Genomic DNA, 24,815 nt, shown 5'->3' with positions numbered 1-24,815 from the left:
ACGCGCCTGGATCAGTCCTCGCGCGGCACCGCCCCTCCCACGCCGATCGGGGCCGGCGCCTGATGCGCGATACGCTTGAACAGGTCGGCGTAGCGATTGTCCCGGCCCGACCAGGGATCGCCGTTGCGGGCGAAATCCGCATTGATGTCCTGCCACTCCTGGGCGCTGAACAGACGCTGCGCCGCCGGCAGAATGTGCTGTTCTTCGGTATTGAGATGCACCCACTCGTTGGCGATATAAGTGCGCACCACATCCCGGAACCCCGCAAAGGCATCTGTTCCGCCCTGGATATAGCTGATCAGCGCGCGATCCAGGTGGCTGGTGGCCGGCACGCTATTGCGGTGCTCGGCCTCCAGCGCCTCCAGATGCGCATCCATCTCTGAGGTCTTGCTGCGCAGCAGGGAAAAAATACGGTCTTCCTTGGGGTGATGCAGCTTGTCCGGCATTTCCGCAATGTATTCCACCAGGCTGGCCAGCAGCTTGAAATCCGGCTGCAGGCGGCCGGATTCGATACCCTCCAGAATGCGCGACAAAGCGCTGAGGATGGCGGCGATCGCCCGGTGTTCCTCGCAGATGGCTTCGATGGCCGGAATCCGCTCATCCAGACCGGATGCCGACGCGGGCGCCGCCTGGACGCTGGAGCTGTCTTCCGTCGACCCCGCCCCCAGCCAGTGGTCCAGCTGTGCGGCATCCTGCAACAGCGTGGCACTGTCGCCAGCATAGACGACTCTGCCACGCTCCAGAATCAGCGCCTGACGCATGATGGGCAAAATCTGCCGGGCATGCTGTTCCACCAGAATCACCGCCATGCGCCCTTCCGAGACCATGCGGTCGATGATGTGCAGCAGTTCCTGGGCAATCAAGGGCGCCAGACCTTCCAGGGGTTCGTCCAGCAGCAGGACCTTGGGATTGAGCATCAGCGCCCGCCCCATGGCCAGCATCTGCTGCTCGCCGCCCGATAGCTGATTGCCCAGATTTGCACGGCGTTCCCGCAGACGCGGAAACAGGTCGTAGACACGATCCACCGTCCACTCCCCCGCTTGGGCGACAACCGTCAGATTTTCTTCGACTGTCAGCGAGGGGAAAATATCGCGTTCCTGGGGCACCCAGCCCAGTCCGGCCCGCGCCCGCTGATGGCTGGGCACCCTGGCGATGTCGCGGGTTTCAAAGAAAATCCGGCCCTTGCGCAAGCGGGTCGCCCCCATCAGAGTGGCCAGCAGCGTGGTCTTGCCCATGCCGTTGCGCCCCAGCAAGGCCAGGCTGCCGCCTGCCGCCAGCGCAAAGGACAGATCTTCCAGAATGATGGCGTCGCCGTACCCGGCCCAGACGTTTTCCATACGCAGGAGATCAGACATGAGCTTCTCCGAGATAGACTTCCTTGACCTTGGGATGGTGAGCGATGACATCAGGGGTGTCTTCAACCAGCAAGGCCCCCGACACCAGGACAGAAATCCGTTCGGCAAAACGGAAGACCAGATTCATATCGTGTTCAATCAGCAAGATGGTGACGTCGCGCGGCAATTGCGCAATGGTGTCGAACAATTCGCGCGATTCACCCGTGGGCACCCCCGCTGCCGGTTCATCCAGCAGCAGGACTTTGGGGTGCAGCGCCAGCGCCAAGGCGATTTCGATCAGCCGCTGACGACCATAGGCCAGATCGCGAGTGGTTTCGTAGGCATCGGACAGCAGCTTCAACTGATCCAGAATGGCAGCTGCCTCGTCCAGGACATCCGCGCGGATCGCCAACGGCGTCCACCATTGAGTACCCAGGCCCAGGCGTTCGCTGACCGCCAGGGCCACGGATTCCAACACCGTCATGCCCATGAACAGCTGATTGATCTGGAAGGTGCGCACCAGCCCTTGGCGACAGCGTTCGTGCTGCGGCACACGGGTGACGTCCTGCCCCATCAGGCTGACACGCCCTGAAGTGGGTTCCAGATAGCCCGTCAGCAGATTGATCAAGGTGGTCTTGCCTGCCCCGTTGGGACCGATCAAGGCATGACGGGAACCTGCCGCGATCGACAGATTGACCTGATCGGTGGCGATGAAGCCGCCGAAACGCCGCACCAGGTCATGGGTTTGCAGAACCGCATTCATGAAGAGGACTCCGTACGGGCAGTAGCCTGAGCCCGATGGCGGGCGGATCGTATCCATTGTTGCGCCGTACCCAGAATGCCGCCGCGCGCAAACAGCACGATCAGCACCAGGATCAGGCCCAACCAGAACTGCCAGTATTGCGGGTTCATGTCGGACAGGAAATAGTTGATCATCACGAAAACCACGGCGCCGATCAGGCCGCCGTACAAATGACCGGCGCCGCCCAAGATCAGAATCAGCAAGAGATCGGCTGAGCGCTGGAAACTGAGCACATCCAGGGACACGAACTGATTGGTCTGCGCCAGCAAGGCGCCCGCCACGCCGGCATACGCCGCACCGATGGTATAGACCCGGACCAGGCGGCTATTGACCGGCACGCCCAGCGCCGGCATACGCAGCACGTTCATGTGGATGCCGCGCAGGCTTTGCCCGAAAGGCGAATACACCAGACGGCGCGCCACGCAGAACAGCACGAACAGCACGATCACCGAATAGATAAAACCTACCCGGCCGAACATGTCGAAATCGAACAAACCCAGAATGGGTTTGATCTCGACGCCCGGCATGCCATCCACGCCCCCCGTGATGCTGGTGAATTTGTTGGCCAATTCATAAAGCATCAAGGCCACGCCCAGCGTCACCATCAGACGCGACAGATCATTACCACGCAACAGCAGGAAGCTGCTGAGAAACCCGAGCACGCCGGCGAAAAAAGCGGCCAGCGCCAGCCCCAGCAAGGGATCCCCCAGGCCGTGCGAGCCCAGCAATCCCACCGTATAGGCGCCAACGCCGAAAAAGGCGGCATGTCCCAGGGAAATCACGCCGGCATAGCCGAAAATCAAGTCCAGGGACAGGGCGAACAAGCCCGTGATGGCAATCTGGCTAAGCAGCAGATAATTACCGGGGAAAGCGAAATATGCCAGGACCGGCAAACACCAGAACAGATATTCCAGCGGCTTCCAGCGCGCCGTGCGGCGATAGGCGGCCAGCACCTCGGCCCGCTGCAAGCCTCGGTCAGCACCCGCCCCGGATAGGAAAGAAGTCGTCATGTCGGCGTCCTATTTGTGAGAGCGGCCAAACAGGCCATGAGGGCGATAGATCAGCGTCACCACCATGACGGCGTAAATGATGAAAGCGCCTATCTGGGGGATGTAGTACTTGCCGGCCACATCAGCCACCCCCAACAGAATGGCGGCATACAAGGAACCGAGAATATTGCCGCTGCCCCCTACCGACACCACGATCAGGAAATACACCAGGTATTTGACGGGAAATTCAGGATCCAGACCCAGCATCTCCACGCCCAAGGCGCCGCCCAGGCCCGCCAAGGCCGAGCCCAGGGCGAAGGTCAGGCTGAATACGCGGTTGACATCCACTCCCAGACCGCGTGCCACACGCTGATTGTCCACGGCGGCGCGCAGGCGCGCGCCAAAGGAAGTGCGGATCACCGACCATTGCAGCAACACCGCCACCAGCAGGCCGGCAATGATCAGAAACAGACGATAGACGCCCACATCCAGGCCCTGCATGACATGAATCTGTCCAGACAGGAATTCAGGCAGGTGCAAGGGCTGCTGCTGGGCGCCGAAAAAATAGTGCGCCGCCGCGACCGCCATGAACACCAGACCGATGGAAAACAGCACCTGATCCAGGTCGGACGCTGCATACAGCCGCCGGTACAGCAAACGCTCCAGGATGATGCCGGCAATGCCCGGCACAATGGCCGCCACCGGAAGCGTCGCCAGAAACGGCACCCCATAGTTGTTGAGCAGGATCACACAGGCATAGCCGCCCAGCATGGCGAACGCGCCATGGGCCAGGTTGACGAAATTCATCAGGCCCAGCGTCACGGACAGGCCCACGCTGATCAGAAACAGCAGCATGCCGTAGGCAAGGCCGTCGAACAATATAGTCATGATTCATCCTGGAGGGTAAGACAGGCGGCGCACCAGGTGAGGCGCCGCCTCCGCAGGAACCCGGACGGCGGCAACGCATCGGATCAGCGCCGCCGCCCGCACGGATCAGCCTTGCTTGCCGGGATCTTTCACCGCTTTGATGGTGTCGAATTCCACGTTCTGCAGCACGCCGTCGACTTTTTCAACCTTGCGGATGTAGACGTTCTGAATGATGTCGCGCGTCTGCGGATCGATTTCCACCGGGCCGCGCGGACTGGTCCACTTCATGCCCTTGACGGCATCCATGAAGGCAGGCGCGCTGGCATCACCCTTGGTCTTTTCCAGAGCGGCATAGATCAGATGCATGCCGTCATAGCCCGCCACCGACACGAAATTCGGGCGGTCGTTCGGAAACGCCTTATGGTAAGCGGCGACATAGGCCTTGTTTTCCGGCGAATCATGCGCGGCCGAATAATGGAAAGACGTGATCATGCCCAGAGCGGCGTCACCCATGGCGTTCAGCACGTCTTCGTCGGTGACGTCACCCGTGGCCAGTTCCTTGATACCGGCCTGATCCAGACCGCGTTCCTTGAAACCTTTCGCCAATGCCACACCCTGTTCGCCGTTGGGCACGAACAGGAACACGGCATCGGGCTTGGCGTCTTTGATGCGCTGCAGATACGGCGCGTAATCGGGCGTGGCGACCGGGGTGCGGACCTCGCCGATGATCTTGCCGCCCAATGCGGTAAAGGTCTTCTGGAACTGCTGTTCGGCATCATGCCCGGGACCATAGTCGGACACCAGGGTATAGACCGAGCGGATGCCGTTGGCATAGGCCCACTGCGCCATGGGGGCGGTATCCTGCGGCAGCGTCATGGACACTCGCACGATATTGGGCGATTTTTCGGTGATGGACGAAGTCGCTGCATTCAGCACGACCATGGGTACCTTGGCCTCGGTCGCCAGCGGGGCCACGGAAAAGGCATTGGGCGTCAGCGTGAAGCCGGCCAGGATATCGACTTTGTCCTTGATCAGCAGTTCCTGCGCCTGACGCTTGGCCACGGCCGGCGCAATGCCGGTGTCATCCTTGATGAGGATCTTGATCTTGCGGCCAGCGACCTCATCGCCGTGTTCGGCCATATACAGATCGATGCCGTGCTGGACCTGCTTGCCGTGAGCCGCAAACGGCCCGGACATCGGCATGACCACGCCGATGGTCAGATCCTTGGCCTGTACGGTGCTGAAGGCGGCGGCAGTACTGAAGGCCAGCGCCACCGCCCCTAGGGTCTTGATGAATTTCATGGTCTCACTCCTGGAAGAATCATAATAAAGAAACCAGCTTGTCAGCCGGCCAGCTGCTGCTCTAGGTCATGCAAAACCTGATAACACGGCAGGACCTGCGCCACGCTGGCATTCGGTTCCCGCCCCTCGCGGATCGCCGCAAAAAATTCGCGATCCTGCAATTCGATGCCGTTCATGGACACGTCCACCCGGCTGACATCGATGACCTCGTCGCGTCCGGTGATCAGCTCGTCGTAGCGGGCGATATAAGTGGCGGTATCGCCGATGTAGCGAAAGAACGTGCCCAGCGGGCCATCATTGTTGAAGCTGAGCGACAAGGTGCAGATGGCCCCGTTGGCCGCCTGCAATTGGATGGACATGTCCATGGCGATGCCCAAGGCCGGATGGATCGGCCCCTGCACGGCATGCGCCTTGACCACCGGGCTGCCGCATTGATAGGCGAACAGATCTACGGTATGCGCAGCGTGGTGCCACAGCAGGTGGTCGGTCCAGCTGCGTGGCTCGCCCAGCGCATTCATATTGGTGCGGCGAAAGAAATAAGTCTGTACATCCATCTGCTGGAGGTGGAATGCGCCTTTCCGGACCTGTTGATGCACGTACTGGTGGCTGGGATTGAAACGGCGCGTATGACCGCACATGGCGACCTTGCCGCTTTGCTGCGCCAGATCCACCAGCGCTTGCGCGTCCTTCAGGTTGTCGGCCATGGGGATTTCGACCTGCACATGCTTGCCCGCCCGCAGGCAGGCCATCGCCTGCGCCGCATGCATCTGGGTGGGCGTGCACAAGATCACGGCGTCCACCTCCGGACGATCCAGCACCGCGTCCAGATCGGTAGCAGCCTGTTCAATGCCGTACTTCTGAGCAACGGCACGGGTCTTGTCCAGATCCCGGCTGACCAGCGCGACGACATCCACGCCATCTATGCGGGCAATGCCGTCCAGATGCTTGATACCGAACGCGCCGGCCCCAGCCAGGGCGACTTTCAGATGCTGCCGGGCCATTATTGTTCCTCCAGAATCAGGTGTCCCACCGCCGTGTTCGAGGCAGGTACATGGTAGAAGCGGTGCACGAGGCGCGGCGCGGGCCCGCCCGCCACATCGGCCATGGCGCCACGGGCGACCAGCCACATGACCAGTTCAATGCCCTCGGAACCGGCTTCGCGTACATAGTCGATATGCGGCACCGACGCCTGCCCTGCAGGATCGGCGATCAGGCGATCCAGGAAGGCGTTGTCGAATTCGCGGTTGATCAGCCCTGCGCGCGGCCCCTGCAGCTGATGGCTCATGCCGCCGGTGCCCCAGATCTGCACATTCAAGGGCCGGTCGAAGCTTTCGATGGCGCGGCGGATCGCCTGCCCCAGCTGGAAACAGCGCTGTCCGGACGGCACCGGATACTGCACCACATTGACGGCGAAAGGAATGACCGGGCACGGCCAGGCCTGAGGCTGGCCGCACATCAGTGACAAGGGCACCGTCAGGCCATGATCCACGTCCATCTTGTTGACGATGGTCAGATCGAAATCCTGCTGAATGACCGATTGCGCGATATGCGCGGCCAGTTCCGGATGACCGATGACGGGCGGCACCGGACGGGCGCCCCAGCCCTCGTCGGCCGGCTGGTATTGCTCTGCGCAACCGATGGCGAAAGTCGGGATCATGTCCAGACTGAAGGCCGTGGCATGGTCGTTGTAGACCAGGAAGATCACATCGGGGCGATGATCTTGCATCCACTGCTTGGAGGGCTCGTAGCCTTTGAACAGAGGAGCCCAATAATTGTCACCGGACTTGCCCAGATCCAGGGCGGCCCCGATGGCCGGCACGTGCGAGGTATACACGCTGGCGGTGATGCGGGCATGGGTCTGGCTCATGAATGTTCTCCGGTTTTGCGATTGCCTTCGATGGAACGGCCGCCGGCCAGCATCATGGCCGCGTAATCTTCCTGGGACATGCCGGTCATGCTGGCCGCCATGTACTGAAAGGATCGCCCGTCCGTGGCGCCCAGTTTCGCCAGGAAATAGATGTTGCCGCCCAGCTGCAGGCAGCGATTCAGATCGCGGGCCAACACCGCCTGCTTCTGATCTTCGCTCATGGGCCACTCGTCCACGTAGGCGCGTTCATCAGCCAGAAAGCGGGCGCGGTTGTCCGCCTTCATCAGCGACATGCAGAACTGATTCAGGTGATAACCCAGTCGGGACTGATCGGCATCGAAGATCGTGGTGCCGGGAATGTCGGTGTAAGGCTTGTTCAGAGACATGGCTCAACTCCAGTACAAGCGGTTTGGATTGTCGACCAGCAGCTTGCGCTGCAATTCGGCGGTCGGCGCAATCTGCGGAATGAAATCCACGAGCAGGCCGTCATCGGGCATATGGGACTTCAGGTTCGGGTGCGGCCAGTCGGTACCCCACAGGACGCGTTCAGGAAAGGTCTCCACCAGATGGCGGGCAAACGGCGTCACGTCCCGGTAGGCGTGTTGTTCACCATCCAGGGCATACGGCCCCGACTGGCTGAGGCGTTCCGGGCAGCTGACCTTGCTCCAGATATTGGGATGTTCGCGCATCAACGCGACAAAACGTTGGAATTCCGGCCCATCGACCGGCTGCGTGACATCCGGGCGGCCCATGTGATCGACCACGACAGTGGTGGGCAGCGCAGTAAAGAAATCATACAGTTCCGGCAGATCCTTGGCCTCGAAATAGACCACCACATGCCAGCCCAGCGGGGCAATGCGGGCAGCGATGTCGGCCAGGACATCGCGCGGCGTGAAATCCGCCAGGCGCTTGACGAAATTAAAGCGCGTGCCGCGCACGCCGGCGGCATGCAGGGCCTGCAGTTCGGCATCCGTGACGTCCTGCGCCACCGTCGCCACCCCTCTCGCCCTGCCCGCGGAGGCCTGCAGCGCATCGACCAAAGCGCGGTTGTCCGTGCCGTGGCAGGTGGCCTGCACGATCACGTTCTTCGCAAAGCCCAGGTGATCGCGCAAGGCGAACAGGGCCTCTTTCGGCGCATCGCAAGGCGTGTACTTGCGTTGCGGCGCATAGGGGAACACCGCCCCCGGCCCAAAGACATGACAATGGGCATCCACGGCATCGGGCGGCAAGCGAAAATGCGGTCGGCTGGGGCCGTCGTAATAATCCAGCCAGCCAGGTGTTTTGACGAAGGTGTCGGCGGAACTCATGGACGCAGTCCTTAATCCAGATACGTCAGGCCGGCTTTTTCCAGGCCTTCGCGCATCTTGTAGTAATCCAGCCCCAGGACGCCGGAGGCGAAGATTTCCCGCTTGCTGACCTCGTTGTCTTCGCGGGCCTGGGCCCTGGCTGCCACCTGGGCGGCAATAGCGGCCGGCACGACCACCACGCCGTCGGTATCGGCCACGATCACGTCGCCCGGCATGACGGCGGCATTGGCGCACACCACGGGAATGTTCACCGAACCCAGCGTGCCCTTGACCGTGCCCCGCGCATTGACCGCCCGTGCGAAGACCGGGAAATCCATGGATTCCAAGGTATCGACGTCACGCACGCCGCCATCGATGATCAGGCCCCGGGCGCCGCGCGCCTTGAAGGAAGTCGCCAGCAAATCCCCAAAAAAACCATCCGTGCTGTCGGTCGTGCAAGCAGCCACCACGACGTCGCCAGGCCGGATCTGCTCGGCGGCCACATGCAGCATCCAGTTGTCGCCCGGTTGCAGCAAGACCGTCACGGCGGTGCCGCACAGGCGCGCGCCCCGCCAGACCGGCCGCATATAGGGTTTCATCAGGCCCACACGCCCCATGGCTTCGTGGATGGTGGCCGAGCCGAACTGCGACAGATGTTCGACAGCAGCGGCATCGGCCCGCTGGATGGTCCTGTGAACGATACCTAACTGGTTCAGGGAAGTGCTCATCTTTTCGGTTCTCCGTTCGTCAAAGGCCCTTGGCCTTCAGGGCGGCATCCAGGCGCGGATAGACGCGCCGGGCATTGCCCTCGTAAATCTGGAATCGGTCGGCATCGCTCAGGACATCGGCGGCTTCGATATAGCGCTTGGTGTCATCGAAATAATGGCCGGTTTCAGGGTCGATCCCGCGCACTGCACCGATCATCTCCGAGGCGAACAGCACGTTCTTGACGGGGATGACGCGTGTCAGCAAATCAATCCCGGGCTGGTGATAGACGCAGGTATCGAAAAACACGTTGTGCAGCAGATGCTCGTCGAGCAAAGGTTTGTTCAGCGCCTGGGCCAGGCCGCGGAACCGCCCCCAGTGATAGGGCGCTGCCCCGCCGCCATGTGGGATGACGAAACGCAGCGTGGGAAAGTCCTTGAACAGATCCGAACTGAGGCACTGCATGAACGCCGTCGTGTCGGCATTCAGGTAGTGCGCGCCCGTCGTATGAAAGCAGGGATTGCAGCTGGTCGAGACGTGGATCATGGCGGGAATGTCGTATTCCACCATTTTTTCGTAGATCGGATACCAGGAATGATCCGACAGCGGCGGCGCCGTCCAGTGGCCACCGGAAGGGTCCGGGTTCAGATTGATGCCGACAGCGCCGTATTCCTTGACGCACTTTTCCAGCTCGGGAATGCAGGTCGCCGGATCGATGCCGGGCGACTGCGGCAACATCGCCGCCATGGCGAAATGATCTGGAAACAGCGTCGCGACCCGATGGCACAATTCATTGCAGATCGCCGACCAGGTGCTGGACACCTGAAAATCACCGATGTGGTGCGCCATGAAGCTGGCGCGGGGCGAAAAGATCGTCAGGTCCGAGCCGCGTTCGCGCATCAGGCGCAGCTGATTGGACTCGATGCTCTCGCGCAACTCATCATCGCTGATCCGCAGATCGGACGCTTGCGGACGTTGCACCGGGTCCTGTATGCCGGCGATCTGGCGCTCACGCCAGTCAGCCAGGGCCTGCGGCGCCGTGGTGTAGTGCCCATGGCAATCGATGATCAGGGGTTTTCGGTTCATTGCTGACAGTTTCCTTTTGATAAGCCGCATCAGCGAGCGTGCTCGCCATTCACCCCTGCCGCCAACCAGACGGATTCAGGGACCATGACTTCACCGCGCATGATGAGGCGCGCCGTGCGCAGCAAGGCGGCCCGCACGACTTTCTGCGCGTCATGCAGGTCCAGTTCGAGTTCAACGGTGAATTCGCCGCTGGGATGCTCAATAGACACCGCCTTGCGCACGCCACCCGGCAATTGCGCCAGGGCATGCGGCACGGAACCTTCCAGCACGCAGGCGGTGCCGACCGTCACGGCCGCCAGTACGCCGATGGCTTCATGGCAGACGTGCGGGATAAAGCTGCGCGTGCTGATCGCGCCGCCGGCCTGTGGGGCCGATACCAGGGTCATCTTGGGGTAATTGCGCCCGCTGACATCCCCCAAACCCATGCGTTCGGCTGTCTTCAAGCGCAGGGCCTCGATCCTGGCCTTCAGTTCCGTATCGGCATTCAGTTCCGCCGGGCTTTCCTGCCCGCTGCAACCCAGATCCTGAGCCCGGAACAGCACCAGCGGCATGCCGTTGTCGATGCAGGTCACATCGATGTCAAACGGCTCGAAGGACGCCCCGGCAGGCGGTGCGACATGCACATGATCCAGCACCTGGCCGGTCGGCAACAGGCTGGCGCACACCGAACCGGCGGTATCCAGAAAATTGATGGTGATGGGGGCTGAAGTCTTGGGCACGCCGTCGATCCGGGCCTGGCCTTCGTAGCTGACACGCCGGCCCGCTGACGTCAGCGGCGTCTGCACCGTGATATCGCACTGCATGCCGGTGTTGCGCGTCAGCACACGCACCGTGGTTTCATCGTCCAGCGCCGCGATCAGGCCGCGCTCCAGTGCGAACGGCACCACCGCCGCCAGCATATTGCCGCAATTGGCCGTGGTGTCGACGGTGTCCTGATCCGGCTGCAACTGGGCGAACAGGAATTCCAGATCCACGCCCGGGGTCGTCCCCGCCCGCACAATACCGACCTTGCTGGTCAGGGGATGCGCCCCGCCCATGCCGTCGATCTGGCGACGATCAGGCGACCCCATCACCGCCAGCAAAACCCGGTCACGGACCGCTGGATCGGACGGCAGGTCGGATTCCAGGAAGAACGGCCCGCGCGAGGTGCCGCCACGCATGAACAGAGCAGGAACAGGCTTTTGCATCACATCATCACCCTTGCTGTATTGCAGCCATTATGGGCGGCAGGAGCCTGATGAATAAGAGCATGAACACACTAGCTGCTATACCAAATTGATATAATTACTGGGACCTCATGCCGAAATTAAGGGTAAACCCCAAGATGGACATCAAGCAGATGGAATATTTCACCCGGGTCGCCGAATTGGGCAGCTTCACCCAGGCGTCCCATGCCCTGGGCATCGCACAGCCGGCGCTCAGCCGCCAGGTGCGCCTGCTGGAAGTGGAACTGCGTCAGAATCTGCTGAACCGCAATGGTCGGGGCGTGACCACCACCGATGCCGGCAAGCTGCTGTTGGAACACTGCCGGGGCATTCTGCACCAGATCGAACGCGCCAAAGAAGACATGGGCCGGGTCCAAGGCGCCCTGGCTGGCCGGGTAGCATTGGGCATCGCCCCCAGTGCGTCGAAAATGCTGACGGTGCAGCTGACGCGAAAATTCCGCAAGCAGCTGCCTAATGCTTCGCTGTCCATCAGCGAGGGCCTGTCGCTGATGATGCAGGAATGGCTGCTGGCGGGCCGACTGGACATCGCCTTGCTCTACAACCCCAGCGCCTCGGCGGAACTGGATCTGCGCCCGCTGACCAGCGAACTGCTGTACCTGGTCGGCCCCAAAGGCCCCCACCCGTCCACACAAGCCATGTCGCTGCAATCCCTGGCGGGCATCCCTCTGGTCATCCCCAACCGACCGCATACCGTACGCATGCTGCTGGAATCACAAATGGCCCTGATCGGTTGCCGTCCTAATATCCGCCTGGAAATCGACGGGGTGCCGGCCATCCTGGATCTGGTCGCCGATGGCGCCGGCTATGCGGTACTGACCGAACACGCCGTGCTGACCTCGGCACAGCCGGACCGCTACCACATCCGGCCGATCTGCCAGCCGGAACTGCCCAGTCAGCTATATCTGGCGACCGCATCCGGACGCATCACGACGCTGACACAACAGGCCATGCTGCAACTGATCCGCGACACGGTGCGCGAAGTCTATCCGGCCACGATGACTCAGACAGACTGAATGCGCCAGGCCCCGCAAGGCTCTGGCATCAGGATGCGTTTTGCCGCCCGGCGGCAATCAGGCGGTCGGCATAAGCTTGCCAGCTGTCCGCCGCCTGGACGCCCTCGAATACGCCCTGCGCGGCCTGACGCGCCACCCAGTCCTGCTTTTCAGCGGTAGCGGCTGCCATCCAGGGTTCAAAACCGGCCTCGCGCACGGTATTGGCGACTTCACGCATTTCCTCGGCGCGACGCCGGCCATGCTGCACCACCCGGCTGTAGAAATAGCGGCCCTGCTCTGACCAGTCGATCGATGGGAAGGTTTCCTGCAATGTCGGCAACACGTAGTCTTCGACCCCATACGCGCGCGCCGCGGTATAGCTTTCGATCACCAGCGCTTCCAGGCCTTTGATCATGACGCTGCGGCACATCTTGATGGCCGACGCCACACCGAGATCCGACGAGACGACCTTGACGTCCATACCGAAGGCCGCCAACCGCCTGGCCAGTGCGTCGGCATGCGCGCCGCCCAGCAACATGGGCACACGAATCCCGTATGGCGGTACCGATGTCATCACCCCGGCTTCGACGTAATGCCCGCCTGCCGCTTCGATCAGGGCGGCGGCTGCGCGCTTGGCGCCCGGCGAGGCGGAATTCAGGTCCAGGAACACCGTCCCCGGCTGCAGATGGGCAGCCGCTTCTCGGGCCACGGCCACCGTATTGGATGCCGTGACCGCCGAAATCACCAGATTACTGGCGGCGCACAGATCTGCTGCCGAGGCGCACAGAGTGACACCGTCATGTGCCGCCCTGTCGCGCAAGGGCTCGGCGGTCCCAGGATCGGCCAGTTTCAGATCCCAGGCCCGGGCGCTCTCGACCTGCGGCGCCAGACCCGCGCAGAAAATTCCGCCGACCTCGCCATAGCCGATCAGGCCTAGATGCGTTTTTTGCATGACTGCTCCCCTACTTGATGGTGTGTCATCCCACTGGCCGCTGCCAGCGGCTCAGGCCAGCGGAAACGATTCGGTATCGATTTCAGCCAATGTCGCCGGCCCGTAGCGGTCTCCCGCAATCCGGTCATGGCGGAAATGCGCAGCCAGCTCGGCGCACAGCGCATCGTCCGGGGTCACATTCACCGCCGCCAGATTTTCCTGCAGATGCGCCAGATCCGTCGTTCCCGGAATCGGGACGATGTCCGGCCCTTGGTGCAACAACCATGCCAGGGCCAGCTGACCCGGCGTGCAGGCCTGTTCCCGGGCGTGATCCCGCAGCAGCGCCAGTAAGGCCTGATTGCGCAAAAACGCATCCGCCTGGAAGCGCGGCATGTTGCGGCGCAGATCCGTATCGGCCAGCGACGCGGCGGACGACAGGCCATCGGCCAGAAACGCTCGCCCCAAGGGACTGAAGGCCACCAGGGCAGCCCCCAGTTCGCGACAGGCCTGCAGCACGGCAAGCTCGACATTGCGTGACCACAGGGAATATTCGCTTTGCACCGCTGCGATGGGATGCACCGCATGCGCCCGGCGCAAGGTAGCGGCAGAGACCTCGGACAAGCCGATATGGCGGATCTTGCCCGCCTGCACCAGATCAGCCAACGCACCGATGCTGTCTTCGATCGGTACCGCTTTATCCCAACGATGCAGGTAATACAGGTCGATGACGTCGGTGCGCAGGCGGCGCAGCGAATCCTCGCAGGTGCGGCGCAGGGTCTCGGGGCGGCCGTCAATGCGGCGCTTGCCGTCTTCCTTGAAGATGCCGCATTTGCTGGCCAGGAAGAAACGGCTGCGATGGGGCGACAGCACCCGGCCGACCAGTTCTTCGTTGTGGCCGAAGCCATAGAGGGCCGCCGTGTCGAACAGCGTCACGCCCAGGTCCAGCGCCCTCAACAGCAGGGCTTGCGCCTGTTCCGGCGTGACCGCCTGGCCATAGCCATGGCTCAGGCCCATGCAGCCCAGGCCGATCGGAAACACCGGCATGCCGGCGATCATACGTGTCTGCGTCATAGTGGCCCGATTATCCCCAGAATACCGGCGCGGGGTAAGCCCGAGCCCGGCACTAGCAGTTATAACGACTTGCTATGAGCCTTCCCTGTTCATCACAAATCCAGGACGAGCAGCGGCGTCCGGGCGCGCGAGCAACACGGCGTAAATTGGTCATTGGCCGCATGCTCCTCGTCGGTCAGGTAGGTATCGCGATGATCCGGGATGCCTTCTTGCAAGCCGGTCAGGCAGGTGCCGCAGATGCCTTCTTCGCATGAAACAGGAATGAATACCCCCTGGCGGTCCAGGGCAGACGTGATCGACTCATCGGCGGGGATGTCAAACAGTTCGCCGGTACTGGCCAGCTGCACCTGAAACGCCACATCCTGATCCGTGATCGCCGGGCGGTCCGCCGCATCCAGCGCGAAGTGTTCAACATGGATGCGAGCCTCGTCAAAGCTTGCGGCACGCGCCTGAGCGCAGATGAAATCAATGTAGCCCGCTGGCCCGCAGACATACAGATGCGTGCCGGCGCCCTCGCCCGCCAACACCGCCGCCGCATCCAGATGCAGCACCGGTTCATCATCGAAGTACACATGGGCGCAAGCCCCGGGCAGCGCCTGGACCTCGTCCAGAAACGCCGCCCGTGCACGCGTCCGGCTGCTGTAGTGCAAGGCGAAATCCGCCCCCTGCGTCTGCAGCTGCCTGGCCATGCACAGCAAAGGCGTCACCCCGATCCCGCCCGCAAACAGCAGACTGCGGGCGGCAGACACCAAGGCAAAGCGGTTGCGCGGCGCACTGATCTGCAGAATATCGTTGACCTGTACGCGATCATGCAGCGCTGCCGAGCCGCCACGTGACTGGGCTTCGCGCAGCACGCCGATGCGGTAATGCGCATGCTGCCTGCAGTCGTTCAGCAGCGAATACTGGCGGATCAACCCGCCAGGCGCATAGACGTCGATATGCGCTCCGGGTGAGAATGCCGGCAGGCCGGCCTGATCCAGAGGACTGAGTTCCAGGCAGATGGTGTCCTGCGCCACCTGGCGTTTGGCGGTCACGCGAACCGACAGCAGTGAAGTATCCATGGCGGCCATTATCGCGCAAATGCCGCCCGGATCCTCCAGCCGCCATCACACGACGGGCTCGTAGGGCAAGCCGACGTAGTTTTCCGCAATGGTGGTCAGGCCCGCCTGGGTGCTGGTGTAGTAGTTCTGTTCCGCCTGCTGGATGCGCTGGCTGAAGGCATCCCCATCAAACGCGTGCATCAAAGACGTCATCCACCAGGAAAAGCGTTCCGCTTTCCAGATGCGGCGCAGGCAGATTTCCGAATAGCGATCCAGCAAGTCAGGACGGTTGTCCAGGCAGGCGCCGCGCAAAGCGTGATACAGGGTGTAGACGTCGCTGGAGGCCAGGTTCAGGCCCTTGGCCCCGGTAGGCGGCACGATGTGCGCCGCATCCCCCACCAGGAAGAGCTGGCCGAAACGCATGGGTTCCGCAACGAAGCTGCGCAAAGGAGCAATGCTCTTTTCAAACGACGGACCGGTCTGCAGCTTGGCAGCTACGTCTTCGGGCAGACGGGCGGACAGCTCCGTCCAGAACCGGTCATCGGACCAGTCCTCGACATGCTCGGCCAGACTGCACTGCAGATAATAGCGGCTGCGCGTATGCGAGCGCATGCTGCACAGGGCAAAGCCGCGCGGATGGTGCACGTAGATCAACTCGTCTTCGACTGGCGGCGTCTCGGTCAGCAGCCCCAGCCATCCAAAGGGATAGACGCGTTCAAAATTCTGAATGCGATCCTGCGGCACGGACTGGCGCGATACGCCATGAAAACCATCGCAGCCGGCGATATAGTCGCAATCCAGCGTCTTGCGCTGCCCCTCGTACATGAAAGTGACGCGCGGCTTTCCATCCAGGAAATCGTGCAGTTGTACATCGGTGGCTTCATAGTAGATCGGCGCCCCGCTGACCTGCCGGGCATCCATCAAATCATGGGTGAGTTCGGTCTGCCCGTAGACCAGCACCGACTTGCCGGTCAGCGCCATCATGTCGACCCGCTGCCGGTGTCCCTGGAAGGCCAGCGTAAACCCATCATGTTCCAGCCCTTCGGCGTCCATACGCCTGGAGACGCCGGCCTCGCGCATCAGGTCGACAAAACCGTATTCCAGCACGCCCGCCCGCACCCGGCCCAGGACGTAGTCCGGGGTGTGACGTTCCAGGATCACATTGTCGATTCCGCAACGATGCAGCAACTGCCCCAACAGCAGCCCCGACGGGCCGGCTCCGATAATGGCAACTTGTGTTTTCATGACGCTCCTCCGGCCGGCACCAGGCGCCTCATGGCGCTCAAACAAGTCCGGCATGCACATCACATGGTGAATGCTTCAGGTCTGTTTGAGAATGGCCTTTTCAAGCATAGAATTGCCAATATGAACTATTTTCAGCATGCTCCCCTGTTCCAGCTATACGGCGAACAAGCAGAATGGCCAATGGCAGAAATGCTGCACTGCGAAACCATTGCGTCTCGCAGCAGATTGCACAATTGGCATATCCGCCCTCACCGGCATGCCGGCCTCTATCAGATTCTGTATCTGCACCGGGGGCGTGCGATCGTCAGTCTGGATCAGGATCGCCCCGCCATCGAAGGGCCGGCGGCCGTCGAAGTTCCCCAGGCCTATGTGCACGGGTTTGAATTCGATGCAGATTGCACGGGTCATGTCATCACGATCACCAACACGCTGCTGGCACAGCTTGCGCAACGGCTCGGCCCGACGGCGGCTCCGCCGTCCCACCCCGTGCTGCATCGGTTCTTGTCCGGGGAACACGGCGCCGGCCTGCACGAGGCCTGCGCCCACCTGAATGCCCAGTACGCGGCGCGCCAGCCCTTCCGGGAAGCCCAGATCGAGGCTTGGCTGACACTGCTCTATACGCGCCTGCGCAGCCGCTCCGGCGATGGCGCCCCGCGCCAACAGACAGACCGGGGGCTGCAGCACTATGCCCGCTTCGGTGAACTGCTGGAACAGGCCCACAGCCGCCAGCATGCCGTGGCCTGGTACGCCCGGCAGCTGGGGCTGAGCACCACCCACCTGAACCTGATCGCCCGCACCCATGCCGGCAAGACGCCGCTGCAACTGATCCACGAACGCCTGGCGCTGGAGGCCAGCCGCAGCCTGATCTACACCTCGATGACGATCAGCGAGATTTCAGATGCCCTGGGGTTCTCGGAACCGGCGCACTTCACGCGCTTTTTCCGCCAGGCGGCCGGACAATCCCCCCGCGGCTTCCGGCAGGACATCCAGCGCCGCGCCAATCCAAACGCCCATCAGGATGCCGCAACCGAACCATCCAAGTGTTCGCCGCTCGGCTGCGCCTCGGCGGCGCAGGAACGCACATAAGCCTGACGGTCTATCCCGTAGCGACGCAGCTTGTCATACAGCGTCTTGCGCGGCAGACCCAAAGCCGCCAGCGTCCCTTTGATGTCGCCCCCTTGCTCCAGCAAGGTATCGCGAATCAAGGCCGCCTCGTAGCGGTCCATGCGATCCGGCAAGCTGCCGGTCATATCGTCCAAGCCCGGAGCGGCATCCGCCGACAGCAGAGGCACGCCCAAAACGAAACGATCCGCCGCATGGGCCAGTTCCCGCACATTGCCCGGCCAGTCGTGGCGCATCAAGCGCCGCCACACATCGGCATCCGCCGACGGCGCCACGCAACCGAAGCGGGCGGCAGCGCGCGCTGCAAAATGGGTAAACAACAAGGGGATGTCCTCGCGGCGTTCGCGCAGCGGCGGAATCCGGACCGTCACGACATTGAGCCGGTAATACAGATCCTGACGGAATGGTGACTGCAAAGCAGGCGCCGCCAGGTCCGCCTTGCTGGCCGCCACCACCCGCACATCCACCGGCCGCTGCTCATTGGTCCCCAAGGGAGTGACCTGACGGGTTTCCAGCACACGCAACAGGCGCACCTGCATGGCTGGCGACATGCTCTCGATTTCATCCAGAAACAGCGTCCCGCCATCGGTATGTTCGATCCGCCCGATCCGGCGCTTCTGCGCCCCGGTAAAGGCCCCCGCCTCGTGGCCGAACAGTTCGCTTTCGATCACTGCTTCGGGCAGTGCGCCGCAATTGATGGCGGTGAAAGGCGCTGGACGCCGATGGCTGAGTTGATGCAACACCTGGGCAACCACTTCTTTGCCACTGCCCGTTTCACCCTGCACCAGGACATCGACATCGGCCTGCGCCACCTGGCGCAGCAAGTCGCGGATCTGCATGATCGCAGGCGCATTGCCCATCAGCATCGACGTCGCATCGGGCGGCACCGCGCGGGCCCGGAGCTGGCGGTTTTCCAGCACCAGGCGGCGCTGAGCCACACCGTGCCGGATAGCCGCCAGAAGTCGCTCGGGCGGATAGGGCTTGGACAAGAAATCGTAGGCGCCTTCCCGCATCGCCCCAACCGCCATTTCAATATCGCCATGCCCGGTGATCAGGATCACCGGAATATCGGCATCCAGCCGCCGCACATGGCGAAACAGCGTCAGGCCATCCATATCGCCCATGCGCACATCCGTCACCAGCACGCCGGCAAAGTCAGGCGTCAGATAATCCAGTGCCGCCTGCGCCCGGTCAAAAGCCCGCACGACGACACCCTGCAGGTCCAGCGCCTCTAGCGCGTTATGCAGCAAATTCACGAAAACCTGTTCCAGCCGCATGGCATCGGCCCGCACCCACGGGGACGGCCCCGCCCGAAGATCCTGCAGAACGACTCCCTGACGCCCCAGACGCGGACCGATCAGCATCAGCGCGCCCGCCAGAACATCATCCAGGGACACGGCTTGGACATGCGTAGCCCGCTTGCGGGAAAAAGCGCGCAGTTCCTGCGTGATCCCATCGATCCGTTCCGTCAACCGGATGATGGATGCCAGATTACTCTGCACCCGGTCCAGCTGACCGCGCCGCAGGAATTCCGCCGTATTGTCCGCATAGGTACGGATCGCCCCCAAGGGTTGATTGACTTCGTGCGCCACGCCCGCCGCCACCTGCCCCAATAGCGACAGGCGATTGGCCTGGACGAGCTCATCCTGCATCTCGTGCAACCGGGACTCGGTGCGGCGATGCTCATCCATTTCCGCCTGCAACCGTGCATGGCTGTCGCGCAATGCGCGCGTACGCGACGCCACCTGGGCTTCCAGCGCCTGGCGCGCAGCCTGCGAACGGGCGGCACGACGGCGCCAACGAATCAACCCCCAGACCGCCGCCGCCGACAAGACAAGCGCCAACAGCACCAGCGCCTGAGCCATCCAGGCAGCCTGCCTGAGAGGGACCGAGACGGGGCGCAACAGATGCAGGCGCCATCCTGCCATGCGCGGGACGGCCTGGCTGACCTGCAACAACAGGGTGCCACGATCCAATCCAGCCGCCGCGGTCGTCAGGCGCACGATCAATGCCGGATATTCAATGCCGTCCGGCAACGGCGGGTCCAGCGGCAAGGGGCTTAGCGGCGCCTCGCCGAACTGCAAGCTTTCTCGCACCTGGGCAAGCTGAGCCGCCGGCAAGACGCGCATCACGCGATAGCGCCAATCCTGCGGATAGCCCAGCAGCACCACCTGCCGGGCATCCGTCACGAACTGCGGTACGCCGCTACGCGCCCAGGCGGCTTCCAGATCCTGAAAGCCCACTTTAAGCACCACCACACCCAAGGGTCCGCCCGGGCCATCGACCCGTTTGGACAGATACAGCCCGGGCTCGCGGCTGACGGTGCCCAGGGCAAAATGCGCCGCTTCGCCAAACGCCAGCGCATCCCGATAGTACGGCCTGAATCGGTAATCATGACCCACGAAGGAGTCCGGCTGCCGCCAGTTGCTGGCCGCCACCGTCTCGCCATCAGCTTGCATGACGTACAGGGCGGCCGCCCCCAGGTCTTCGGCCAACACAGCCAGCCGCTGGCTCAGCCTATCCTGGGCCGCCAGCGACGGCGCCTGCAGCGTGGCTATCAACGCCGTATCCTGGGCCAGCACCTGGGGGATAGCCTGGAATTTTGCCAACTTGTGTCCCAAGGCGGCCAGACTCAGCTGCGCCCCGGCCTGCCCACTCTGATGCAAAAGATGGAGCGCGCCGGCTGTTCGAAATCCGTGGTCGGCCTGGTGATCCCTACCGGGTATTCCTTCAATCTGGACGGCACCAACATCTACATGACCATGGCGGCGCTGTTCATCGCCCAGGCATGCGACATTCCGCTCACGCTGGGAGACCAGATCCTGCTGCTGCTGGTCGCCATGCTCAGTTCCAAGGGCGCCGCCGGGGTGACCGGCGCCGGCTTCATCACGCTGGCGGCCACGCTGTCGGTCGTTCCTTCGGTCCCGGTGGCCGGCATGGCGCTGATTCTGGGCGTGGACCGCTTCATGTCCGAATGCCGCGCCCTGACCAACCTGGTCGGTAACGCCACGGCAACCATCGTGGTGGCGCGCTGGGAAGGCGAACTGGACAAGCATCAGTTGGATGTCGCGTTGGCGGACAGCTCAATCCCGCTGGACACCGGCGCACACGCCCATGCCATCGGGCAGACCGCCCAGGCCACCGATACCGCTCAGGCGGCATAGACAAAAAACCCCGCCCAAAGGGCGGGGTCGTGCGCAACGCAGCAAGCAGCAAGTGCCTCGATCAGAAGAAACCCAAGGCATTCGGGCTGTAGCTGACCAGCAGACACTTGGTCTGCTGATACGCGCCCAGCGCCATCTTGTGGGTTTCGCGCCCGATACCGGACTGCTTGTAGCCACCGAAAGCCGCGTGTGCGGGATACAAGTGGAAGCAGTTCGTCCACACCCGGCCGGCCTGCACCTGGCGCCCCACGCGATAGGCCTGCGATCCGTCGCGCGTCCAGACTCCCGCCCCTAAGCCGTAATCGGTGTCGTTGGCGATGGCGATGGCTTCGTCCTCGTCCTTGAAGGTCGTCACCGCTGCGACGGGGCCGAAGATTTCTTCCTGGAACACCCGCATGCTGTTCTCACCGAACAGCAGCGTCGGTTTGACATAAAAGCCCTGGTCCAGCCCCGCTCCCGGCGCATTGCGCGCCCCTCCGGTCAGGCAACGGGCGCCCTCGCCGCGCCCGATGTCGATATAGCCCAGGATCTTGTCCATCTGCGCTTTGGACACCTGGGCGCCCAGCATGGTGCCTGCATCCAGGGGATGGCCGGCCTTCATGGATTCCACCCGTTTGACGGCTCGCTCGATGAAACGCTCATAGATGGATTCCTGGATCAGGATGCGCGACGGGCAGGTGCAGATTTCGCCTTGATTCAGGGCGAACATGCTCAGGCCTTCCAGCGCCTTGTCGAAAAAGGCGTCGTCCTGATCCATGATATTGGCAAAGAAGATGTTCGGGCTCTTGCCGCCCAGTTCCACCGTGCTGGGGATCAGATTGTCGGCAGCCGCATGCAGGATGTGCTTGCCCGTCGGCGTGGAACCCGTAAAAGCGATCTTGGCGATGCGCTTGCTGGACGCCAGCGCCTCTCCGGCCTCCTTGCCGAAACCGTTGACGATATTCAAGACGCCCGGCGGCAACAGATCGCCGATCAACTCCATCAGCACCAGAATGGAGGCCGGTGTCTGTTCGGCGGGTTTCATGACCACGCAGTTGCCCGCCGCCAATGCCGGCCCCAGTTTCCAGGCAGCCATCAACAGAGGGAAGTTCCAGGGGATGATCTGGCCGACCACGCCCATGGGTTCATGGAAATGATAGGCCACGGTGGTGTTGTCGATCTGGGAAATACCGCCTTCCTGGGCGCGAATGCAGCCGGCGAAATAGCGCATGTGATCAATGGCCAGCGGCAAATCCGCCGCCATGGTTTCGCGCAAGGGCTTGCCGTTGTCGATGGTTTCGGCAACCGCCAGCAAACGCAGGTTCTGTTCCATGCGATCGGCAATGCGCAGCAACACGCCGGCGCGCTCGGCCGCCGATGTTTCGCCCCAGGCCTTGCGGGCGGCATGGGCTGCGTCCAGCGCCGCTTCGACGTCGGCGGCATCGGATCGTGGCACCTCGCAGAACACCTGGCCGGTGATCGGCGACAGATTATCGAAATAGTTGCCAGCAGCCGGCGCCACCCAGCGTCCACCGATGTAGTTCTCGTAGTGTTTTTTATAAGGGAAGCCGATGTCGATCCCAAAGTGTTTCAGGTCGGTCATGTCCATGTCTGTCTCCTTGATCCGGGGCCCTCGTCCCGTTGCCGGGGCCTTGCCCTGTCCGGTGCACCATGCACCAGCGCCTGATCTTCTTCAAGCAAGGACCATGCCAAGTACGCATCGGCACACCGTACCGATCAGTGGCAGCCCCGCTGATCACGGCAGGACGTCGGGCTTTCCTTACGCTGCCAGCAGTGGCATACTGAATCAGAACCTGCTTTAAAAACAGGGGTTTGTCGCATATTGCGACAATTTCCCCTGCATTTTGCGACAGCGGTGCGTCATCATGCATCACATGCGCCGCAATCCGGACGGAGACGCCCCTATGCAGCATTCACCGCCACTTGTTCTCGCTCCCGACAACCGCGCTCAGGCGGCTGCCCGCATTCATCAGTCCTGGTCCCGCTGCGCCGACCTGGACCCGCGCTTGCTGGTCGATCCAGACCCCTTGCCCCGCGCGGACCTCAGCCTGAAGATCGAAACCCACCAACCGCTGCTGCAATACGCAGAACCCAGCCTGAGCGCTCTGGGCGCCCTGGTCGGATCGACCAACGGCATCGCCGTCCTGGCCGACCCCAGCGGTCTGATCCTGCACGAACGCGGCAACCCGGGCTTCCTCGACAAGGCGCAGCGCATCGCCTTGCAGGCAGGGGTCAGCTGGGCCGAATCCCGGCGCGGCACCAACGCCATCGGCACCGCGCTGCATGACGGCCACGCCGTGCGCGTGCACGGCGCCGAACACTTCCTGGCCCGCAACAGCATCCTCAGTTGCCATGCCGCGCCGATCTTTTCCGCCACAGGGGAAATCCTGGGCATCCTGGATCTCTCCGGCCCCGCCGATGCGCTATGCCATTACGCGCTACCGCTGGTGCAGAGCCTGGCCCAAGGCATCAGCAATCAGATCTTGTTCAGCAGCCCGCTGCGGCGGCTTGACTTCCACCTTGGCGAACAAGCAGGGCCCGACAGCGCACTCGCCATTCTGCTGCTGGACGACGATGCCCGCATCGCAGGCGCCAACGAGGCCGCACTACGCGCGCTTGGCGCCGACTGGCAGCTGATCGGCACGCCTTGCAATCAATGGATAGACGGGGCCTGGCAAACCCGCAACGCCCGCCTGCACCGCCATGACGGCCAGCCCCTGAACGCTCGCCTGCACGCGCCTGCCCGGCCCCTGGTGTCTTTGAATGCCGACAGCCATCGCCCGGCTCATCCTCCTCTTCCCGATACACTGCCCCAGCCGGATGCCCTCCACGCGCCCTTGCTGCAACAGGGCGTCCGGGCGATCGACAGCGGTCTGGCCGTACTGCTGCAAGGCGAAACCGGTACGGGCAAGGAAGTCCTGGCGCGGCACATCCACACCCACAGCGGCCGTCGACAAGGCGCCTTTATCGCCATCAACTGCGCGGCACTGCCTGAACACCTGATCGAGTCCGAACTGTTCGGCTACGAAGGCGGCGCCTTCACCGGCGCCCGCCGGGAAGGCGCTCGCGGTCTGCTGCGGCAGGCGCATCAAGGCATTCTGTTCCTGGACGAGATCGGCGACATGCCGCTGGGCCTGCAGACCCGCCTGTTGCGGGTACTGCAAGAACGCGAGGTCCAGCCGCTGGGGTCGGAAAAACGCATTCCGCTGGACTTCGGCCTGGTCAGCGCCAGCCACCAAGACCTGAAAGCCCTGGTCGATCAGGGCCGGTTCCGCGCAGATCTGTATTACCGGCTGCAAGACATGCCACTGACCTTGCCGCCCCTGCGCCAGCGGCCCGATCTGGCCTGGTTCATCGATACGCAATACCAGGCGCTGGGCGGGCAGCTGGCCCCCGACGCCGCCGCCCTGCTGGCGGCGCACGCCTGGCCAGGCAATTACCGCGAACTGCGCAGCGTCCTGCGGCGGCTGCGCTGCCAATATCCCACGCAGGAACCCGTCCTGCCTGCCCACTTGCCGGCTGATCTGACAGCCAACGAAGCGCTTGAACCATGCAGCGCCGCGACGGCGACGGCGGTGGCCCTCGCAACACTCACGCCGACAAGCTCTTCCGGCTCGCGGCGGCTGCAGGATGTGCAACAGGCCACGATCCGGCAGGTGCTGCAGGAATGCGCCGGCAATATGGCTCAGGCTGCGCGCCGGCTGGGCATCCACCGCAGCACCCTGTATCGCCGATTGAAATGACACAGGCCGCCCCAAAGGGCGGCCCGTGTCAACGCTCTACCAG

The 24,815-nt window shown here is 62.9% G+C and carries 21 protein-coding genes and 2 pseudogenes; 4 read left to right on the top strand and 19 right to left on the bottom strand.

Annotated elements, in window-relative coordinates; all coding sequences use genetic code 11:
- Nucleotides 1–11: 11 nt before the first annotated feature.
- From VDP79_RS06025 to VDP79_RS05965, 13 genes and pseudogenes are all read right to left on the bottom strand, one after another.
- Nucleotides 12–698, bottom strand: coding sequence for a hemerythrin domain-containing protein (locus tag VDP79_RS06025; RefSeq protein ID WP_323017587.1), 687 nt, complete (start codon nucleotides 696–698; stop codon nucleotides 12–14).
- Nucleotides 678–1,355 (bottom strand): annotated as a pseudogene (locus tag VDP79_RS06020) (ABC transporter ATP-binding protein); the annotation flags it as partial. The pseudogene VDP79_RS06020 and the gene VDP79_RS06025, both read right to left, overlap by 21 nt.
- Complete coding sequence (locus VDP79_RS06015) at nucleotides 1,348–2,097, bottom strand: ABC transporter ATP-binding protein (protein ID WP_323017312.1); 750 nt, start codon at nucleotides 2,095–2,097, stop codon at nucleotides 1,348–1,350. The pseudogene VDP79_RS06020 and the gene VDP79_RS06015, both read right to left, overlap by 8 nt.
- Nucleotides 2,094–3,146, bottom strand: coding sequence for a branched-chain amino acid ABC transporter permease (locus VDP79_RS06010; RefSeq protein WP_323017311.1), 1,053 nt, complete (start codon nucleotides 3,144–3,146; stop codon nucleotides 2,094–2,096). The genes VDP79_RS06015 and VDP79_RS06010 overlap by 4 nt, the downstream gene beginning before the upstream one ends.
- Nucleotides 3,147–3,155: 9 nt before the next feature.
- Entirely contained in the window at nucleotides 3,156–4,013 is an 858-nt protein-coding gene (locus VDP79_RS06005; protein WP_323017310.1) for a branched-chain amino acid ABC transporter permease, read from the bottom strand.
- A gap of 105 nt (nucleotides 4,014–4,118) precedes the next feature.
- Nucleotides 4,119–5,294, bottom strand: coding sequence for an ABC transporter substrate-binding protein (locus VDP79_RS06000; protein ID WP_323017309.1), 1,176 nt, complete (start codon nucleotides 5,292–5,294; stop codon nucleotides 4,119–4,121).
- Nucleotides 5,295–5,335: 41 nt separating this feature from the next.
- Entirely contained in the window at nucleotides 5,336–6,295 is a 960-nt protein-coding gene (locus VDP79_RS05995) for a Gfo/Idh/MocA family oxidoreductase (RefSeq protein WP_323017308.1), read from the bottom strand.
- Nucleotides 6,295–7,161 carry a class III extradiol dioxygenase subunit beta gene (locus VDP79_RS05990; protein ID WP_323017307.1) on the bottom strand — a complete coding sequence of 289 codons (867 nt, stop codon included), beginning with the start codon at nucleotides 7,159–7,161 and terminating at the stop codon, nucleotides 6,295–6,297. The genes VDP79_RS05995 and VDP79_RS05990 overlap by 1 nt, the downstream gene beginning before the upstream one ends.
- Nucleotides 7,158–7,547 (bottom strand): protocatechuate 4,5-dioxygenase subunit alpha, encoded by a 390-nt coding sequence (gene ligA, locus VDP79_RS05985; RefSeq protein WP_323017306.1) that lies wholly within the window; start codon nucleotides 7,545–7,547, stop codon nucleotides 7,158–7,160. The genes VDP79_RS05990 and ligA overlap by 4 nt, the downstream gene beginning before the upstream one ends.
- Before the next feature lie 3 nt (nucleotides 7,548–7,550).
- A complete protein-coding gene (locus VDP79_RS05980) occupies nucleotides 7,551–8,468 on the bottom strand; it encodes an amidohydrolase family protein (protein WP_323017305.1) in 918 nt (305 codons plus the stop codon).
- Between the two features lie 11 nt (nucleotides 8,469–8,479).
- Nucleotides 8,480–9,175 carry a 4-carboxy-4-hydroxy-2-oxoadipate aldolase/oxaloacetate decarboxylase gene (ligK, locus tag VDP79_RS05975; RefSeq protein ID WP_323017304.1) on the bottom strand — a complete coding sequence of 232 codons (696 nt, stop codon included), beginning with the start codon at nucleotides 9,173–9,175 and terminating at the stop codon, nucleotides 8,480–8,482.
- Between the two features lie 19 nt (nucleotides 9,176–9,194).
- Entirely contained in the window at nucleotides 9,195–10,223 is a 1,029-nt protein-coding gene (locus VDP79_RS05970; protein ID WP_323017586.1) for an amidohydrolase family protein, read from the bottom strand.
- Nucleotides 10,224–10,267: 44 nt separating this feature from the next.
- On the bottom strand, nucleotides 10,268–11,425 hold the full coding sequence (locus tag VDP79_RS05965) for a 4-oxalomesaconate tautomerase (protein ID WP_323017303.1): 1,158 nt from the start codon (nucleotides 11,423–11,425) through the stop codon (nucleotides 10,268–10,270).
- A gap of 137 nt (nucleotides 11,426–11,562) precedes the next feature.
- On the opposite strand from VDP79_RS05965, the gene VDP79_RS05960 reads away from it, so the two are divergent.
- Nucleotides 11,563–12,477, top strand: a complete 915-nt coding sequence (locus tag VDP79_RS05960; RefSeq protein WP_323017302.1) for a LysR family transcriptional regulator — start codon at nucleotides 11,563–11,565, stop codon at nucleotides 12,475–12,477.
- A 28-nt stretch (nucleotides 12,478–12,505) separates the two neighbouring features.
- Here VDP79_RS05960 and VDP79_RS05955 read toward each other — a convergent pair whose 3' ends face one another.
- From VDP79_RS05955 to pobA, 4 genes are all read right to left on the bottom strand, one after another.
- Nucleotides 12,506–13,408: an NAD(P)-dependent oxidoreductase gene (locus tag VDP79_RS05955; RefSeq protein ID WP_323017301.1), complete on the bottom strand. Its 903-nt coding sequence runs from the start codon at nucleotides 13,406–13,408 to the stop codon at nucleotides 12,506–12,508.
- Nucleotides 13,409–13,459: 51 nt separating this feature from the next.
- Nucleotides 13,460–14,458, bottom strand: coding sequence for an aldo/keto reductase (locus VDP79_RS05950; RefSeq protein ID WP_323017300.1), 999 nt, complete (start codon nucleotides 14,456–14,458; stop codon nucleotides 13,460–13,462).
- 92 nt (nucleotides 14,459–14,550) lie between these two features.
- Nucleotides 14,551–15,528: a PDR/VanB family oxidoreductase gene (locus tag VDP79_RS05945; protein WP_416233056.1), complete on the bottom strand. Its 978-nt coding sequence runs from the start codon at nucleotides 15,526–15,528 to the stop codon at nucleotides 14,551–14,553.
- A gap of 36 nt (nucleotides 15,529–15,564) precedes the next feature.
- The gene (gene pobA, locus VDP79_RS05940; RefSeq protein WP_323017298.1) at nucleotides 15,565–16,743 is read right to left on the bottom strand and encodes a 4-hydroxybenzoate 3-monooxygenase; all 1,179 of its coding nucleotides are present in this window, start codon (nucleotides 16,741–16,743) and stop codon (nucleotides 15,565–15,567) included.
- 120 nt (nucleotides 16,744–16,863) lie between these two features.
- Between pobA and VDP79_RS05935 the strand changes: the two genes are divergently transcribed.
- On the top strand, nucleotides 16,864–17,829 hold the full coding sequence (locus VDP79_RS05935) for a helix-turn-helix domain-containing protein (protein WP_323017297.1): 966 nt from the start codon (nucleotides 16,864–16,866) through the stop codon (nucleotides 17,827–17,829).
- Here VDP79_RS05935 and VDP79_RS05930 read toward each other — a convergent pair.
- A complete protein-coding gene (locus VDP79_RS05930; protein ID WP_323017296.1) occupies nucleotides 17,757–20,474 on the bottom strand; it encodes a sigma 54-interacting transcriptional regulator in 2,718 nt (905 codons plus the stop codon). The genes VDP79_RS05935 and VDP79_RS05930 overlap by 73 nt on opposite strands.
- 36 nt (nucleotides 20,475–20,510) lie before the next feature.
- On the opposite strand from VDP79_RS05930, the pseudogene VDP79_RS05925 reads away from it, so the two are divergent.
- Nucleotides 20,511–21,029 (top strand): annotated as a pseudogene (locus VDP79_RS05925) (cation:dicarboxylate symporter family transporter); the annotation flags it as partial.
- Nucleotides 21,030–21,090: 61 nt separating this feature from the next.
- Here VDP79_RS05925 and VDP79_RS05920 read toward each other — a convergent pair.
- Nucleotides 21,091–22,617: an aldehyde dehydrogenase family protein gene (locus tag VDP79_RS05920; protein WP_323017295.1), complete on the bottom strand. Its 1,527-nt coding sequence runs from the start codon at nucleotides 22,615–22,617 to the stop codon at nucleotides 21,091–21,093.
- A 316-nt stretch (nucleotides 22,618–22,933) separates the two neighbouring features.
- On the opposite strand from VDP79_RS05920, the gene VDP79_RS05915 reads away from it, so the two are divergent.
- Nucleotides 22,934–24,772: a sigma-54-dependent Fis family transcriptional regulator gene (locus tag VDP79_RS05915; protein ID WP_323017294.1), complete on the top strand. Its 1,839-nt coding sequence runs from the start codon at nucleotides 22,934–22,936 to the stop codon at nucleotides 24,770–24,772.
- The last annotated feature ends 43 nt before the right edge of the window (nucleotides 24,773–24,815 follow it).

Source organism: Castellaniella sp., from assembly GCF_034675905.1.
Lineage (GTDB): Bacteria > Pseudomonadota > Gammaproteobacteria > Burkholderiales > Burkholderiaceae_B > Castellaniella.
This window is presented reverse-complemented; position numbering and strand designations above follow the sequence as displayed.

Bases quoted from the DNA above. Each gene is read 5' to 3' on its own strand.
- VDP79_RS06015 (WP_323017312.1), bottom strand. From the start codon at position 2,097: ATGAATGCGGTTCTGCAAACCCATGACCTGGTGCGGCGTTTCGGCGGC.
- VDP79_RS06010 (WP_323017311.1), bottom strand. From the start codon at position 3,146: ATGACGACTTCTTTCCTATCCGGGGCGGGTGCTGACCGAGGCTTGCAG.
- VDP79_RS06005 (WP_323017310.1), bottom strand. From the start codon at position 4,013: ATGACTATATTGTTCGACGGCCTTGCCTACGGCATGCTGCTGTTTCTG.
- VDP79_RS06000 (WP_323017309.1), bottom strand. From the start codon at position 5,294: ATGAAATTCATCAAGACCCTAGGGGCGGTGGCGCTGGCCTTCAGTACT.
- VDP79_RS05995 (WP_323017308.1), bottom strand. From the start codon at position 6,295: ATGGCCCGGCAGCATCTGAAAGTCGCCCTGGCTGGGGCCGGCGCGTTC.
- VDP79_RS05990 (WP_323017307.1), bottom strand. From the start codon at position 7,161: ATGAGCCAGACCCATGCCCGCATCACCGCCAGCGTGTATACCTCGCAC.
- ligA (WP_323017306.1), bottom strand. From the start codon at position 7,547: ATGTCTCTGAACAAGCCTTACACCGACATTCCCGGCACCACGATCTTC.
- VDP79_RS05980 (WP_323017305.1), bottom strand. From the start codon at position 8,468: ATGAGTTCCGCCGACACCTTCGTCAAAACACCTGGCTGGCTGGATTAT.
- ligK (WP_323017304.1), bottom strand. From the start codon at position 9,175: ATGAGCACTTCCCTGAACCAGTTAGGTATCGTTCACAGGACCATCCAG.
- VDP79_RS05965 (WP_323017303.1), bottom strand. From the start codon at position 11,425: ATGCAAAAGCCTGTTCCTGCTCTGTTCATGCGTGGCGGCACCTCGCGC.
- VDP79_RS05960 (WP_323017302.1), top strand. From the start codon at position 11,563: ATGGACATCAAGCAGATGGAATATTTCACCCGGGTCGCCGAATTGGGC.
- VDP79_RS05955 (WP_323017301.1), bottom strand. From the start codon at position 13,408: ATGCAAAAAACGCATCTAGGCCTGATCGGCTATGGCGAGGTCGGCGGA.
- VDP79_RS05950 (WP_323017300.1), bottom strand. From the start codon at position 14,458: ATGACGCAGACACGTATGATCGCCGGCATGCCGGTGTTTCCGATCGGC.
- VDP79_RS05945 (WP_416233056.1), bottom strand. From the start codon at position 15,528: ATGGCCGCCATGGATACTTCACTGCTGTCGGTTCGCGTGACCGCCAAA.
- pobA (WP_323017298.1), bottom strand. From the start codon at position 16,743: ATGAAAACACAAGTTGCCATTATCGGAGCCGGCCCGTCGGGGCTGCTG.
- VDP79_RS05935 (WP_323017297.1), top strand. From the start codon at position 16,864: ATGAACTATTTTCAGCATGCTCCCCTGTTCCAGCTATACGGCGAACAA.
- VDP79_RS05920 (WP_323017295.1), bottom strand. From the start codon at position 22,617: ATGGACATGACCGACCTGAAACACTTTGGGATCGACATCGGCTTCCCT.
- VDP79_RS05915 (WP_323017294.1), top strand. From the start codon at position 22,934: ATGCAGCATTCACCGCCACTTGTTCTCGCTCCCGACAACCGCGCTCAG.